Here is a 14,455-nt window from a genome sequence, read left to right as displayed (position 1 = left end):
ATAATAAAAATATATACTTTATTAATCAAAGAACATCCACCTATTTAGCCATATTTCTTTCGAAAATTTATTCTCTAATATCACAATAATTTATTAGCTTTACAGTTGAAGTAAGTAGTTAAAGCTGAATAATGATAATCCTCTACTTGCTAGACCTGCAATAAGAGGAATCTCTAAGACAAAAAAAACAAATACTTCGTACCTTCGGCATAGCAAATATATCAACGTATTATTCACACACTAAAAGAGATAGTTATGAAAAATCTGTTTTATATATTATTATTCATAATCTCTACTTCTGCTTACGGGCAAACAGAGATACCCAAAGATAGTTTTCCTCCACTAAAAAAAGGAAATTTAGATCTGAATGAAAGTCTGGATAATTATCTGAACTTTAATAATAAGAACGAGACGGGTTATAAATTTCAGAACAAGATCGTTTCTGATTATGAAGCACTTCGGGAGAAAGGTGTCAATAAGGTTATGGATTTAAAATTTCCTCCGATAGACGTCTATCTCGGCCCTCCTTTAGAAAGCAATGAGTTTACAAGATTTCCATTTGCAAATGATTATTCCTATTATTCCGGCTATACCTTCTCGGATAATATGTGGATAACATCCTCATCGATACAAAATACTTATCCTTCGTTAGGAGCTGTAAGATCGATAGGAATGAACTTCAACTATCAACCTCTCGATTGGCTAAGAATATCTGCCGGACCATACGGCTCGAAATACAACTTCATAAACCTTTACAACAACGACAATAATAGAATGGGGCATTACAACGACGTAGGAGTTAGCGGTGCGCTCAAGTTTATCCTACACGATCGTATACGACTAAACGCTTACGGACAATATTCTGTTTACGGTGGTAGAAACGGAGTGCAAGGACCGATGATGAATATGTATCCACAAACATATTATGGAGGTACCATAGAATTAAAAATTACCGAAAAGTTTGGAATAGAAGGTGGAGTTATAAGAGAATTAAATCCTTTTAATGGAAAATGGGTTAACCGCCCCTATTTTGCACCCGTTTTTTACACTAAATAATGAGAACTTACTATAAACTGATTTATCTATATTATATCTTCATAGCTATAAAGTAATTGCTTTAGCAACAGAAGATGATAGGGAAAGAAATGAACTCAAAGTTGTACAAGTTTGTCACTTTTTAGTTAAAAATAAAAATTATTCTACAGAGAATGAGATTAAGGAAAACATTAAAAATAGGGCTTAGCTTTGCAATAATAATATTTATACTACTCAACATAGCTATTATTGTTCAGGCGTATAGCCTTTCTCATTTCAAGGAAGGAATACCACCATTAACTCCTGATTACAAGCCCGGATTTACCGAATCTATCCGAATAGCAATTTTAGGGCTCGACATGCCAAAACCAACAACCAAACTATACCCAACACAACCTTATGATTCATTATATATTCCTGCAGGAGAAGGAAAGCATCTGGATGCCTGGCTATTACATACCAATTCTATGAAAAAGGGATTAGTCATCGCATTTCATGGGTATATGGATGAGAAGTCATCTATGCTTGACCGATCCGAAATATACCTAAATGAGGGTTATGACGTATTACTCGTCAATTTTATGGGTGCGGGTACCTCCTATGGGAACCAAACAACAATGGGATATCTGGAAGCCGAAAACGTTAAATCAGCACACGATTTTGCCATAAATGAATTGCAAGAAGACAATATTATATTAGCTGGTTTTTCGATGGGAGCTGTAGCTATCATGAAAGCTCAGCACGACTACAATCTTTTAGTAAAAGCTATTATATTAGAAGCCCCCTATGCCACATTTACCGAAACAGTGAACGCAAGGCTTGATAAGCTACATGTTCCCCATTTCCCAATAACGAACATGTTTACTTTTTGGTTCGGGAAAATAAATGGTTTTGATGCATTCGAAGCTAACCCACTGATTTTTGGCAAAAAAATCAATGTGCCGGTAATGCTGATGTGTGGAGGGAAAGACCCTTATATACCTCAAGATGAGACCCAGAAGATATTCGATCATATCGGCAGTGAACACAAACAGCTAAAAATATTCTCGGAGTCTGTGCACGAAACATATCTATTGAAATATCATGATGAGTGGAGGGATATAATCCATTCTTTCCTCAGTAAATTGGAGGAAATGGATGTTTATAATTAATAGCTGAAATAAATTGAAAATAGTTCGAACAATAAATTATCTAATATAAATTTGCATACCGGATAATATGTCAATATTTTTATTCGTAAGTAATAACATCGACATGCGAAAACTGCAATTATTTCTAATACTATGCACGCTGAGTCTTTCTATATATGCTCAGACAGATGATTTCTACAAGCGCTTATCAGATGCTGCTATTGAGCTCACCAAAGACAAGGTTACTTATGATCCCAGCTATTATTCTATCCCTTATCCAAACGGTGACATCCCTACAAATAAAGGAGTCTGTACTGATGTTGTAATACGTGCTTATAGAAAACTAGGCATAGATTTACAACAAAAAATACATGAGGATATGAAAGCCAATTTTCACAAATATCCTAAGAAATGGGGAATGAAACGTACTGATAAGAATATAGATCATCGCAGGGTTCTCAACCAGGCAATGTTCTTCTCTCGCTTTGGTACTGTGGAGAAAATCTCAGATAAAGGAGCAGATTATCAGACCGGTGATATCGTGACTTGGGATCTGGGAGGTGGTATTACGCACATAGGAATAGTAACTGATCGGAAAACGAGCGATTCTAAACGTCCACTAATTGTTCATAATATCGGCAGGGGGCAAGTTTTGGAAGATTGCCTCTTCAGTTTCAAAATAACAGGGCACTATCGCTATAAATAAAAGAAGAAATTATTACGATTTCTTCTTTGTCTTCGTATGGCTCTTCAGCCTCTTTATCGCTTTTCGGGCTTGCTCGTGCATCTCACTATTATAGTGGGGATCTATATCTATTATTTTCTCATAATCATCGATTGCCTCTTCCGATTCTTTCAACAATTCGTATATCAAGGCCCGCCTGCCATACGAATCTATATTTGTAGAGTCTAATGCAATTGCCTTATTGCAATCGGCTAAAGCCTTTGAGTATTCTTCCTTCAGAACATATACACTGGCTCTATTGCTGTAAGCGTTTACATTGGCTGTATCAATACTTATTACTTTATCGTAGTCCAAAATAGCTTTATCATAATTCTGCTTCGCCAAATAGGCATTACCCCTATTATTATACACATCAGCAACATACGAAGGGTTAAGCTTTATTGCTTTGCTATAATCACTCAATGCCTCATCATGCTTACCTTGCCCTTCGTAAATAATGCCACGATTATAATAAGCATCGGTATAGTCTGAATTCAACTTAATAGTCCTAGTGTAGTCCAGTATTGCCAGACTGTCCTCCTCCATAACCTGGTAAATACACCCTCTACTGTAAAATCCTTTCGGTGACGTAGAATCAATGCCTATAACTATATTGGTATAATCAATTGCTTTTTTATATTTGGACATATTAAGATACTCATTACTAATGAAGGTATTACCTTCAATCAGTAAGTTATTCTTCTTTCGTGGAGTAATAAGGGCTTCATCGATTGCTATCTGCTCCAGAATATTTTCGAAAGCTTTTATACGTTCTTTGTGATTATCCAAACTATCAAGGACTTTACTCATCTGACGTCTATACTCAGCCAAATGCTCGTCCTGTTTGAGTTCATTATCAAATAGCCCGCATGAAGTAACGCTTGCAGACAGTAGAACTATAACAAAAACAGGGAGGAAAATCTTAAAAGAATGTTGTATTGTTGTGTATATTCTATATACCATATATGCCATATGTAATTATTGAACAAGACCATTTGCAAAATATTGCGCTAACAAAGATATTAAAAAATAGAAATATACAGAGCTTTCGTTAATGTATTTATCATATATGTAAAAAGAGAGTTTGTCACCAAACTCTCTTCCAAACTTTATCCTAAAGGAGAACTAAAATATCAATTAGAATGTAAGCCCCGCTCAAAAGAATCTGTTGCTGTAGCTTTTATTATTTTATTCTCATCTATATTTAATTCTCGTACGACCTCTTCTTTCATATCAGATATAACAAAGATAGAATTAGATTCTCTTACTACATTTCTGACTCCACGTTGATCGTCCATTTTTGAGAAATCTTTATCAATCATTTTGTAGATACCTTTTATAGGCTCTGCATAATTCAGATAGTAGTAATAAGTTTTATCATTCTTAAATTCATAGCTTACCTGATAAGACCTATATCTGTTTTCAATATAATCTTTCACGATTACTTGAAGTGATGGATCTGTCATATATACTTCGGCTTTGGTATCCACGTATATCCAATGGCCTTCAATACTTTTCGTACTGATACCATCATCACTGCTACATGATGATAAGAGGAAAGTAAAAGTCAGTAATACTATTAAATAATTTTGATATATCTTTCTCATAACCCATCTTATTAAGGTTATTTCACAAAGTTACAAAATATAAACGATAAAAATAGAATAATATTGCATCTTTTAAGAAAAAGTCAGATAAAAAGATAAAGCATTTATCCGACCAAACTTAAATTCATTATTTATATGAAATACTCATATTTATGACAAAACATTCAAAAGAAGTTCAATCAAAATCAAAATTGTAATGATAACCGCAATAATCATAATCACTGAATCTAAAATGATTGATAAAATAAGAATCATTTAATGGAGTATTGACTATGACCTGCTTATTTGAAGGTGCAGATATAACCATTTCGAAAGTCTCCATATTCCAAGGGTTAGCATTATCATACCATGCTGGGTTCAGTACTATCAATGAATCAGTTATTGCATAATCGAGACGCTGTGAAGCCAACTTTCTTTTTGCATAAACATAATTTTTCCCAAAGTTCTTTTTTAATATCTCAACCTTATAGTTTGTTAATGAAGTATCTTCTTCAATCCTAACTTTAGGTAAGATACAAACTTGTCTTTCTTTTAACTTATCTCCTCTATAAAAAACGGCTGGATTGTTTGGTTGGGGTTCTGCGGCCAGATATTGGCTTCCTAATTCAACATATAAGGTATCAGAAGTTGTGTCTAATAAAACATTTTCTACTGAAGTTTCTTGGTCCCTATGAGAATATGCAAATTTCACACTTCTATTCCCTAAATAGCAAAGGGCCCCAATCCAAATAATTAACCCTACCACAAAGCTAACCAAAGTACTACTTGTAAATGAAGATCTCTTCAATACTTTAATCATCAAACGAAGAAAGCCTGCTATAGGAATAATGACCGCTAAAATAAGTGCTATTTTAAAGTTGAGGGTATTATAACCTAGCAATACAAGATAATTGGCCAGACCAAACACTTCCGTATCCTGATAAAACCATATAAAGGAAATTATTATTCCAGCAATAACGAGCGATGTTACAACAGCAACAATGGCTACAATTATATTAAGAAACACTCCTAATATAGTTCCTATTGCAGACCCCTTATATTCTCGGGAAACAGGTTGCGATCTATTTTCTATATTTTCAATCGAAGGATCAGCCCCAGCCATGGATATTTTTTGCTTGAATGTTTTCGCTGCAGGCATTACCACCCAAAGTACAACATAGGTGAGTATGATCGTGGCAACAATTTTGAACGATATAAAACTAAATAAGAATATTATTCCGGCAATAAAAATCCGAATCGCTATCGGATCAATCTTAAAATAGTGCCCTAACCCACTACATACACCTCCTAAAATCTTATTACTTTCATCCCGATATAACTTTTTCTTAAAAAAATCCTGAGATGCATCATCACCTCCAAACGAGCTTTGTGAATAACTTTTTTTAGGGGCACCCTCTTCATCCGTTGTGTCGGCCTCTGAATTATCAAAATCCTTAGGATTACCCATAATCTTCGTTATCTCCAAAGCGTCTTCAACCGAAACAACAGCATCAATGCCACTCACCCTCATTTGTAACAATTCACTAAGGCGCAGTTCTATATCAGCAATTATCTCATCAGCTTCCACATTTCCCATAAAATGCTTCCTCAAAGCTCTCAAGTAATTTTCAAGAACCTGATATGCATCTTCCTCTAAATTGAAAGCTAAACCACCTATACTTACTCTTATTGTCGGTTTCATTGTATTATGATTTATTTGTTCCTTATATTATCTATAACCCTGACTAAATCTGCCCATACAGAATCTAACTCCCCTAATACAGCCCTGCCTTTATCAGTAATTTCATAATATTTCCGCGGAGGTCCCTGAGTAGACTCTTCCCATCTATAGCTTAGCAATCCCTGATTTTTCTGACGAGTAAGAAGAGGATAAAGAGTACCTTCTACTACAATCATTTCCGAATCTTTCAATTCGTTAATAATAGATGATACATATGCATCACCTTTCGATAAGATACTAAGAATACAATACTCCAGTATCCCCTTGCGCATTTGTGCTTTTATATTGTCTACATTTATAGTTTCCATGATGTGCATTATTTGTGTTGTGATGTAAATTTTCTAATATTCTCAGCCGTAGGAGCATACCCCCTAAGTTCGAGCTTTTGAGCAACATTTTGAGCTCTAGGAGATACAATCCAAAGTATCCCATACGCAAGAACAGTACTCCCATAAGCAAAAGCTAATGCAACAAACAGCACCCTGATAATAGTCACATCTATCCCTGTATAAATAGCAATCCCGCTACATACCCCGGCAAGCATTTTATCATCAATATCACGATAAAACTTCCTATCTCCTCTTATGTAATCATGCTCATAACTATTGTACTTAGATTGCTTATTGAGATTAGGATCGATATTCACATTAGACTTATCTGATTTTGATTCAATTTCGCCCAAATGATCAATTACGACCTGCACAAGCTTCATATCCACTACCTGATTTGAGAATTTCTTTTCCTTCTGAAATAGTTCAGCAACACGAGCTTCAACATCTTCCATTACCTCACGAGCCTCATTCTTGTCAGATATGGTTTCTTCGAATCTCTTCAAATATTCTCTTAATCTGAAATAGGCATCATCTTCCATTGTAAAATTGACGCCTCCTATACTGACTTCAATAACTTTTCTCATAACTTATCTTCATTTAATTACTATACCAAGTTGTTTGTATTGCAAATATATAAATATTATTTGGTACTATGCAATACATAATACTAATTAAGGATTAGTACCATGCATTTAAAAAGCTAATAATAAACATATTAACAAAACGACAAGTCAATATATTTAACTTATTTTAATAATAAAAGTTGAAATTTATTATACGTGAAGTCATATCCCATGACCTTAGTATAGAATAAAACAGACAAAAATTATCTTAATGCTATGTTAAGTATACTTTTTCGGGTAACGAAAAATGATGGAAGCTACTGCAGCAAATCCTATTAATAAGGGATAATATAAATAAGGTACAATCTCCATAGGACTAACACCTGCTAAACCTGCAGCAATCAACAACTGCGCTCCATAAGGAATTAAGCCTTGAACAAAACAGGAAAAAGTATCAAGCAAGCTGGCCACTTTCCTATTATCCAAATCGAATTTATCACTTATATTCTTAGCAATAGGGCCCGTTATAATCAATGCTATAGTGTTATTGGCTGTACATAGGTTCGTTAAAGAGATCAGTCCTGCAATAGAAAACTCCGCTGAGCGTTTCGATCTAATGTTACGCGTCATTTTCTTAATCAACCAATCAACCCCTCCGTTAAAACGGATCAATTCAAACATTCCACCGGCCATGAGTGAAACAATAATGAGTTCCCCCATATCGACAACTATCCCCTTACTCATCGCAGCAGTCCAGTCCCAAACACCAAAACCTCCTGTAGCTAAACCAATCACACCAGACAAAACAATACCTAGAGCTAAGACAATCATCACGTTCACACCGGCCAATGCTGTAATCAATACGGCTAAATAAGGAAGGACCTTCAACCACTCAACATCCTCAAATGATACAGAAGAACCTCCTGTCAGTTCAAGACCCTGATAAATGTATAGTAAAATAACAAGAAGAACAACAGGAAAAACAATGCGAATATTTACTTTAAACTTATCCTGCATCTGACACCCTTGTGTACGTGTAGCGACAATAGTAGTATCAGATATGAAAGACAGATTATCTCCAAACATAGCACCACCAACAACAATCCCTAACATCATGGGCAAATCCAAACCTGCTTGGGATGAAACGCCAACTGCAATTGGCGCCAATGCTGCAATAGTACCTGTAGATGTTCCCATAGCCATAGATATGAAACATGCCGCAATAAAAACACTGGCAAGAATTGTTTGCTGCGGAAGAAGGTACAACATCATATTCACTGTAGCATCGACTGCACCCATCGATTTAGCCGTTCCAGCAAATGCCCCGGCCAATATAAAGATAACAACCATTAACATTATGGTCTCATTAGCTGCTCCCCGACAAAATTGCGTAATACGATTCGATATCTGCCCTCCCTTTGAATATAAAATAGCAACTAACGAAGCTGTCATAAATGCTACAGAAACAGGCATCTGATACAGGTCTCCTGTAAAGATAAAAGTCAAAACATATAATAAGAAGAAAACAGCTAGAGGCATCAAAGCCCAGCCCTTGGAGTGATACCACTTGTTATTTGAACTCATTGGTAATAATATTATTCTTTGATAACCGGATGCAAAGATAATATCAATTTAATTAAAAATCGTCTTCGAAAGCCTGCCCTGTATCAAATAAGATTCTAAATAACAATAAAAAGGACACAAGGTATATAATTACTCATATGCCTTATGTCCCTACTGAGTTGACGAACTAACCTTAATTCACATTTTCAATATCATTCTCTTGTATATATATGAATCGAAGAATCTTCATCCTTCTCAATTTCTACATTTACATTATTTCTATTTTCTCGATCTTTATACCAATCTACCTTACGCAAAACAAACATCACCACAGCCAATGCTACAAATAAGCCTATTGCACCGAATAACAATGCCATATTTTCTTGTTGTAATATGATATACAAATAAACATAAAGAGCTATAAGAAACATCGCCATAATGGTTGTTTGTTTCATATTCCGAAACATCGTAGTAGAATATACTGTTATCAGCAAGGTTGTCGCTGCAGCAGCTATAAGATAAGATATGCCAAAGCTAAGATGTTCTGATATCGCTAAAAGTAAAGTATAAAACAAGACCAAAGCACAACTGACCAACAAATATTGTACTGGATGTATCCTCTTCTTACTTAATAATTCCACCAAAAAGAAAACTACAAACGTTAAAACAATAAATATAATGGCATATTTTACCGAACGCATAGTCATCTGATACTTATCCACAGGATATTTGAAATCAACTCCCAGATTAGATTTTTTCAATACATCATTGCCTCCTGTCCACATTTGCACATAATTTCGATTATAATCGAAAACATTCCAACTAGCATCAAAGCCCTGTTCGTTTATCCGGCGATCGCTAGGCAAAAAATCCCCATTAAAAGAAACGGTATTCCATGGCGATTTTAAATGAATGCGATTCTCTTTTCCTATTGGAGTAAAATACAAGCCTTCACTACCATTTAAGCCTAAGTCGAAGCTAAACTCAAAGATTTGAGCAGATGAATCGATGGGCATATTAATTGTTACACCAGAGTCTATGACATTATTACTCCTTACTCCAGGCTGAACATCCAGAGGCTTACCATTTACCACAAAGTTAATCTTACTTTTTATTCCTTGTAAATACGGTATACCCAATAAGACAAAGGCGTTCTGCCATCTTACTTGTTCCGATTTAATATTCAGCTTTGCATAGTCCGGCAAAGCAAATTTTCCACTAATCTTCAAGTCTGACTGATACACCAAAGTATTGAAAAGCGTACGTGAACGCTCTTCAGTATTAATCTCTCCATCAACCTTATAATCATCAGGCAAAAAATAAGCGTAATTGATTATAGGATTTTGATTTTTGTCCAATCCACTCTCGTAAGGCAATACCAAAACAGGACCTGTTATACACTGGCTCCCACCCCATTTATTGGTTATATCCTCCTGAGCCGATTGCTGATTTTGCTCCCGACCCTCAATCAAGTTTTCTATCATTGTAATAGGTAATAACATAATTACGGCTAAAACCGCAACTACAATAATTTTTACAACAATCATATCCACATTTGCACCAAAGTTTGTTTTCATAATGCTTTAGTTTAGTATATAAATAAAAGTTCTTTGAATTTCAAAGCTTGTAATTAAAAAAAATATCAGAGGGGATTAATTAGTTTTTCAAGTGCGTCTATATGTTCTTTGAAAAGCTTCTCTCCTAGGGGTGTAACCTGATAAGAAGTATTTGGCTTTCGCCCTATAAACTGCTTCTTAACCTCTATTACACTTTCTTTTTCTAAAGCCTTAAGGTGGCTCGCAAGATTACCATCAGTAACATCAAGTAATTCTTTCATTGTATTAAAGTCTACACTATCATTTACCATCAGTACAGACATTATACCCAGTCGCACACGGCTGTCGAAGACTTTATTCAATCCTGATATAATATCTTTCATAATCAACCGTTTTTTGCAGACTTCATGTCATATTTATAATAAATTAAAATCCCATATACTATATGTAATACTCCGAATCCAATTGCCCAGAACAGCAAACCGTTATACACAAATATTCCGGCAAGCAACCCCAGTATGATTTCACATGTACCAAGCACTCTGATATCACGATAAGTACGCGATCCGGCAGCAATCAGTGCAAGTCCGTAAAAGATCAACATCGAAGGAGCAACCATACGTGTTGCATTCTGAAAAATAAGGATAATGCAAAACAAACCTCCAACACACATTGGAATAGAAAAATCTTTAAGTATCTGGATTGTTACAGGAAGCCATAGTTTCGACCCATTTCTCTTTGCTTTACGCATACAAAAAAATAAGCCAGAACCTCCTGCACAGATTATAACAAGAGACGCCAAGATAACAAAGTCGTATAGAAGGCTACCCGAAAAAGTGAATTGTTTTGATAATATAAAATATCCTATTCCGGCTCCAATCAAGGCAAATAGCCCTGCTGATACTCCCGACATTCCACTCAATGACAAGAATTTGCTCGACCGCTCCATCATGGAACGTATGTGTCTTATATCATCTAAATTTGTATCCATATTAATTCACTTTGAAACACAAAGTAAGTGGATATATTTTATATCTGCAATAGTTAAGTATGAAATTCTCAAATCTTTTATAATTATTTTACTCAGATTGAGATTAAAACTCAACTCTCGAAAATAGAGAATAGAAATAAAGAATTTAGAAAGTATCTTTTGGGGGAAGATTTACGTTCTCCTTATCACAGACAATTTTGCCTATTGAAGAGAGAATTTAGCCACAAAAAAAGGAAAAGCAAGTTCTGAAATAGAGTGAAGTAATAAATGGTGATATAAAAAAGTAACTAATCTTTTAATAATCGCTCTAAGAATTCATCGAATTCGCGATCAAATTTTTCCATCAAATCATTGTCTATTTTTACAATAGAATCTTCACTTATTAATAATAATTCTTCTTTGACTACAAGATTATCATCAGCATAATTAACAGAGAAAGGTTTAAATAAATCCAGTGATGAAAACATATCTTCACTATCCAGCTGTTCTGTCACCTCACGCAAAACAGACACTACTTTTTTGTCACTTAATTCATCAACTTTATCCACCCAGTTGAAAATAACAATCTCGGCAATCTTATTTTCTTCATCATCATAAAATGCAACTTCACCACTTTCCTTATCTACTGTGATAAAGATATCCGTCAATGAACTGCCTTTATAATCATTTGCAAGACTATCTATAGCCTGCTTGAAAGTGTCTTTTATTAAAGTGGAAGTATCCCTGTTTGCTCCTGATCCCATGTGGCTGATAGATTTAATTTGTACAAAGTTAGAAAAATATTAGATTATTATCCTTTTTATTATTTTTTCTTTTATAATGAGGAATTATTATAACAAATAAAAACTAAATCTTTTAAATAGAGAAATCAATCACATGTTCTCCATTATTTAAGGTACTATGTATCCTGATCTCCGAATTTTGTTGAACAAGCGAATATGGCACAACACTTTTGGTAAGCCATGCATTTCCCCCAATCGTAGAATCGTGGCCAACAATTGTCTTACCACCCAATATCGTCGCCCCGGCATATATAACAACATTATCTTCGATGGTAGGATGGCGTTTTTCATTTGCAAGGCCTTTGGTTACAAATAACGCACCAAGCGTTACACCTTGGTAAATTTTCACATTATCGCCAATCACAGTGGTTTCTCCGATAACTATACCGGTTCCGTGATCTATATAAAAAGCTTTTCCTATCTGAGCCCCAGGGTTTATATCAATGCCTACTTTAGAGTGTGCATATTCTGAAAATAATCTTGGAATAATCGGAGTCTCCATCTTATAGAACTCATGAGATATACGATAAACGACCTGAGCAAAAAAACCAGGATATGTAAGAATAACTTCTTCTATTGATTTCGCAGCAGGATCATTTTCATAATAAACGTTCGCCTCATCAAATAGCTTGTCCTGTAATTCAGGTAATGCAGAGATAAATCTATCTAATATACTTTCGGCAGTCGCCCGATCAAGTAATGCAGATATATTTTCTACCAAAATCGAATAAAAATAATAAAGTTTTTTCTCCCTCGATTTCTCCTGATCACATATAGGAAACAATACTCTATGAATAAGAGTATTTAACGCCTCTTCCAGTTCAATTCTATTGATTGGCAAATGCTTTGACTCAGCTCTCAGTTTCCTTGCAATTTCATATATATTAGTCATCATTCCTGCTTTATTTGAGACAAATGTAAGAATTAAAAACAGAAAGGATAGAAAGATAATTGTTCATTTTTTTTCTATGTTTTAAATCATGTTTTTCAATCAAAAAAAGAGAAAAAATCAGACTGATATTTAATTTGTTTATTTCTACATTTGTGTAATATAAACAACCTATTTAACTGTTAAAATAATGAAAATAGATAACATTTTATCAGCCTTAGAGGCAAAACACCCTGGTGAAAATGAATTTCTACAAGCAGTAAAAGAAGTACTTGTATCCATTGAGGATGTATATAATCAACATCCTGAATTCGAAAAGAACCGTATCATAGAACGTTTGGTTGAGCCAGATCGGATTTTCACTTTTCGTGTAGCATGGGTAGACGACCAAGGAGATATCCAGGTAAACTTAGGATACAGAGTACAATTCAATAATGCTATTGGCCCATATAAAGGAGGACTGAGATTTCATGCCTCTGTGAATCTTTCCTCACTAAAATTCTTAGGCTTCGAACAAACGTTTAAGAATGCACTTACCACTTTACCAATGGGTGGAGGCAAAGGCGGCTCAGATTTTAGCCCAAGAGGAAAGTCAAATGCCGAAATCATGCGATTCTGTCAGGCCTTTATGCTGGAACTTTGGCGCAACATTGGACCCGACACAGACGTACCTGCCGGAGATATAGGCGTAGGAACACGCGAAATTGGCTATCTGTACGGAATGTATAAGAAACTGGCTCGTGAAAACACCGGTACTTTTACAGGCAAAGGTCTGGAGTATGGAGGCTCACTAGTACGTCCTGAGGCTACAGGATTTGGTGCATTATATTTTGTTCAAGAAATGTTAAATGCTAAAAATATAGATCTGAAAGGCAAGACTGTTGCTGTATCCGGCTTTGGAAATGTTGCATGGGGTGCCGTAACGAAAGCTACAGAACTCGGGGCCAAAGTTGTTACTATATCAGGACCTGACGGTTATATTTATGACCCTGAGGGAATAAGTGGAGACAAAATAGAGTACATGCTCGAACTTCGTAATTCAGGAGATGATATTGTAGCTCCATATGCCCAGAAATATCCAAACTCGGTATTTCATGCAAGCAAAAAACCATGGTTAGAAAAAGTAGATATAGCTTTACCTTGTGCTATTCAAAACGAATTGAACTTAAATGACGCCGAAACACTTATTAATAATGGCGTTACATGTGTAGCAGAAGTTTCTAACATGGGTTGTACAGCCGAAGCAGTAGATCTATTTATAGAAAAGAAAATATTATTTGCTCCGGGAAAAGCTGTTAATGCCGGTGGTGTGGCAACTTCTGGATTGGAAATGAGTCAAAATGCGATGCATATCCAATGGTCTGCCGAAGAAGTAGATAAAAAGCTGCATGAGATTATGAAAAACATCCATGAACAATGTCTCAAATTTGGTAAAGGAAACGAACAATATATCAATTATGTAAAAGGTGCCAATGTCGCCGGTTTTATGAAAGTGGCCCGAGCTATGATGGCACAAGGTGTTATATAACTTTTTTAAAATCAATCGGAAAGAGCCCTTTAGTC

Annotated in this window: 15 protein-coding genes; 4 read left to right on the top strand and 11 right to left on the bottom strand. The window is 35.2% G+C overall.

Annotated elements, in window-relative coordinates:
* The first annotated feature begins 255 nt into the window (after positions 1 to 255).
* The 3 genes from JGH11_RS15185 (at position 256) to JGH11_RS15175 (ending at position 2,871) form a co-directional block, all read left to right on the top strand.
* On the top strand, positions 256 to 1,056 hold the full coding sequence (locus JGH11_RS15185) for a hypothetical protein (protein ID WP_201113221.1): 801 nt from the start codon (positions 256 to 258) through the stop codon (positions 1,054 to 1,056).
* Positions 1,057 to 1,208: 152 nt separating this feature from the next.
* Positions 1,209 to 2,186, top strand: a complete 978-nt coding sequence (locus JGH11_RS15180) for an alpha/beta hydrolase (RefSeq protein ID WP_201113219.1) — start codon at positions 1,209 to 1,211, stop codon at positions 2,184 to 2,186.
* 103 nt (positions 2,187 to 2,289) lie between these two features.
* On the top strand, positions 2,290 to 2,871 hold the full coding sequence (locus tag JGH11_RS15175) for a DUF1287 domain-containing protein (RefSeq protein WP_201113217.1): 582 nt from the start codon (positions 2,290 to 2,292) through the stop codon (positions 2,869 to 2,871).
* Between the two features lie 12 nt (positions 2,872 to 2,883).
* Here the strand turns inward: JGH11_RS15175 and JGH11_RS15170 are convergent, their stop codons facing one another.
* From JGH11_RS15170 to epsC, 11 genes are all read right to left on the bottom strand, one after another.
* Positions 2,884 to 3,852: a tetratricopeptide repeat protein gene (locus JGH11_RS15170; protein WP_201113215.1), complete on the bottom strand. Its 969-nt coding sequence runs from the start codon at positions 3,850 to 3,852 to the stop codon at positions 2,884 to 2,886.
* Between the two features lie 170 nt (positions 3,853 to 4,022).
* The gene (locus JGH11_RS15165) at positions 4,023 to 4,496 is read right to left on the bottom strand and encodes a hypothetical protein (protein WP_201113213.1); all 474 of its coding nucleotides are present in this window, start codon (positions 4,494 to 4,496) and stop codon (positions 4,023 to 4,025) included.
* Positions 4,497 to 4,671: 175 nt separating this feature from the next.
* Positions 4,672 to 6,177: a PspC domain-containing protein gene (locus JGH11_RS15160; RefSeq protein WP_201113211.1), complete on the bottom strand. Its 1,506-nt coding sequence runs from the start codon at positions 6,175 to 6,177 to the stop codon at positions 4,672 to 4,674.
* 11 nt (positions 6,178 to 6,188) lie between these two features.
* Positions 6,189 to 6,524 carry a PadR family transcriptional regulator gene (locus JGH11_RS15155; protein WP_201113209.1) on the bottom strand — a complete coding sequence of 112 codons (336 nt, stop codon included), beginning with the start codon at positions 6,522 to 6,524 and terminating at the stop codon, positions 6,189 to 6,191.
* 8 nt (positions 6,525 to 6,532) lie between these two features.
* Complete coding sequence (locus JGH11_RS15150) at positions 6,533 to 7,132, bottom strand: PspC domain-containing protein (RefSeq protein ID WP_201113207.1); 600 nt, start codon at positions 7,130 to 7,132, stop codon at positions 6,533 to 6,535.
* A gap of 258 nt (positions 7,133 to 7,390) precedes the next feature.
* Positions 7,391 to 8,695 carry a Na+/H+ antiporter NhaC family protein gene (locus JGH11_RS15145; protein ID WP_201113205.1) on the bottom strand — a complete coding sequence of 435 codons (1,305 nt, stop codon included), beginning with the start codon at positions 8,693 to 8,695 and terminating at the stop codon, positions 7,391 to 7,393.
* A 191-nt stretch (positions 8,696 to 8,886) separates the two neighbouring features.
* Positions 8,887 to 10,251 carry a cell envelope integrity protein CreD gene (gene creD, locus JGH11_RS15140; protein ID WP_201113203.1) on the bottom strand — a complete coding sequence of 455 codons (1,365 nt, stop codon included), beginning with the start codon at positions 10,249 to 10,251 and terminating at the stop codon, positions 8,887 to 8,889.
* Positions 10,252 to 10,316: 65 nt separating this feature from the next.
* Complete coding sequence (locus JGH11_RS15135) at positions 10,317 to 10,613, bottom strand: transcriptional regulator (RefSeq protein ID WP_201113201.1); 297 nt, start codon at positions 10,611 to 10,613, stop codon at positions 10,317 to 10,319.
* Positions 10,614 to 10,615: 2 nt separating this feature from the next.
* Complete coding sequence (locus tag JGH11_RS15130) at positions 10,616 to 11,221, bottom strand: hypothetical protein (protein ID WP_201113199.1); 606 nt, start codon at positions 11,219 to 11,221, stop codon at positions 10,616 to 10,618.
* Between the two features lie 287 nt (positions 11,222 to 11,508).
* Positions 11,509 to 11,964, bottom strand: coding sequence for a hypothetical protein (locus JGH11_RS15125; RefSeq protein WP_201113197.1), 456 nt, complete (start codon positions 11,962 to 11,964; stop codon positions 11,509 to 11,511).
* Between the two features lie 112 nt (positions 11,965 to 12,076).
* Positions 12,077 to 12,898 carry a serine O-acetyltransferase EpsC gene (gene epsC / locus JGH11_RS15120; RefSeq protein ID WP_236264023.1) on the bottom strand — a complete coding sequence of 274 codons (822 nt, stop codon included), beginning with the start codon at positions 12,896 to 12,898 and terminating at the stop codon, positions 12,077 to 12,079.
* A gap of 184 nt (positions 12,899 to 13,082) precedes the next feature.
* Between epsC and gdhA the strand changes: the two genes are divergently transcribed.
* Complete coding sequence (gdhA, locus tag JGH11_RS15115) at positions 13,083 to 14,420, top strand: NADP-specific glutamate dehydrogenase (protein WP_201113195.1); 1,338 nt, start codon at positions 13,083 to 13,085, stop codon at positions 14,418 to 14,420.
* The last annotated feature ends 35 nt before the right edge of the window (positions 14,421 to 14,455 follow it).

It is taken from the genome of Dysgonomonas sp. Marseille-P4677, assembly GCF_016652235.1.
Lineage (GTDB): Bacteria > Bacteroidota > Bacteroidia > Bacteroidales > Dysgonomonadaceae > Dysgonomonas.
Note: the sequence above shows the minus strand (reverse complement) of the source record. Positions and strands in the feature narration are given on the sequence as shown.

What these genes read in the sequence shown, in the direction of transcription:
- JGH11_RS15185 (WP_201113221.1), top strand. Translation starts at nt 256, where the DNA reads ATGAAAAATCTGTTTTATATATTATTATTCATAATCTCTACTTCTGCT.
- JGH11_RS15180 (WP_201113219.1), top strand. Translation starts at nt 1,209, where the DNA reads ATGAGATTAAGGAAAACATTAAAAATAGGGCTTAGCTTTGCAATAATA.
- JGH11_RS15175 (WP_201113217.1), top strand. Translation starts at nt 2,290, where the DNA reads ATGCGAAAACTGCAATTATTTCTAATACTATGCACGCTGAGTCTTTCT.
- JGH11_RS15170 (WP_201113215.1), bottom strand. Translation starts at nt 3,852, where the DNA reads ATGGTATATAGAATATACACAACAATACAACATTCTTTTAAGATTTTC.
- JGH11_RS15165 (WP_201113213.1), bottom strand. Translation starts at nt 4,496, where the DNA reads ATGAGAAAGATATATCAAAATTATTTAATAGTATTACTGACTTTTACT.
- JGH11_RS15160 (WP_201113211.1), bottom strand. Translation starts at nt 6,177, where the DNA reads ATGAAACCGACAATAAGAGTAAGTATAGGTGGTTTAGCTTTCAATTTA.
- JGH11_RS15155 (WP_201113209.1), bottom strand. Translation starts at nt 6,524, where the DNA reads ATGGAAACTATAAATGTAGACAATATAAAAGCACAAATGCGCAAGGGG.
- JGH11_RS15150 (WP_201113207.1), bottom strand. Translation starts at nt 7,132, where the DNA reads ATGAGAAAAGTTATTGAAGTCAGTATAGGAGGCGTCAATTTTACAATG.
- JGH11_RS15145 (WP_201113205.1), bottom strand. Translation starts at nt 8,695, where the DNA reads ATGAGTTCAAATAACAAGTGGTATCACTCCAAGGGCTGGGCTTTGATG.
- creD (WP_201113203.1), bottom strand. Translation starts at nt 10,251, where the DNA reads ATGAAAACAAACTTTGGTGCAAATGTGGATATGATTGTTGTAAAAATT.
- JGH11_RS15135 (WP_201113201.1), bottom strand. Translation starts at nt 10,613, where the DNA reads ATGAAAGATATTATATCAGGATTGAATAAAGTCTTCGACAGCCGTGTG.
- JGH11_RS15130 (WP_201113199.1), bottom strand. Translation starts at nt 11,221, where the DNA reads ATGGATACAAATTTAGATGATATAAGACACATACGTTCCATGATGGAG.
- JGH11_RS15125 (WP_201113197.1), bottom strand. Translation starts at nt 11,964, where the DNA reads ATGGGATCAGGAGCAAACAGGGATACTTCCACTTTAATAAAAGACACT.
- epsC (WP_236264023.1), bottom strand. Translation starts at nt 12,898, where the DNA reads ATGATGACTAATATATATGAAATTGCAAGGAAACTGAGAGCTGAGTCA.
- gdhA (WP_201113195.1), top strand. Translation starts at nt 13,083, where the DNA reads ATGAAAATAGATAACATTTTATCAGCCTTAGAGGCAAAACACCCTGGT.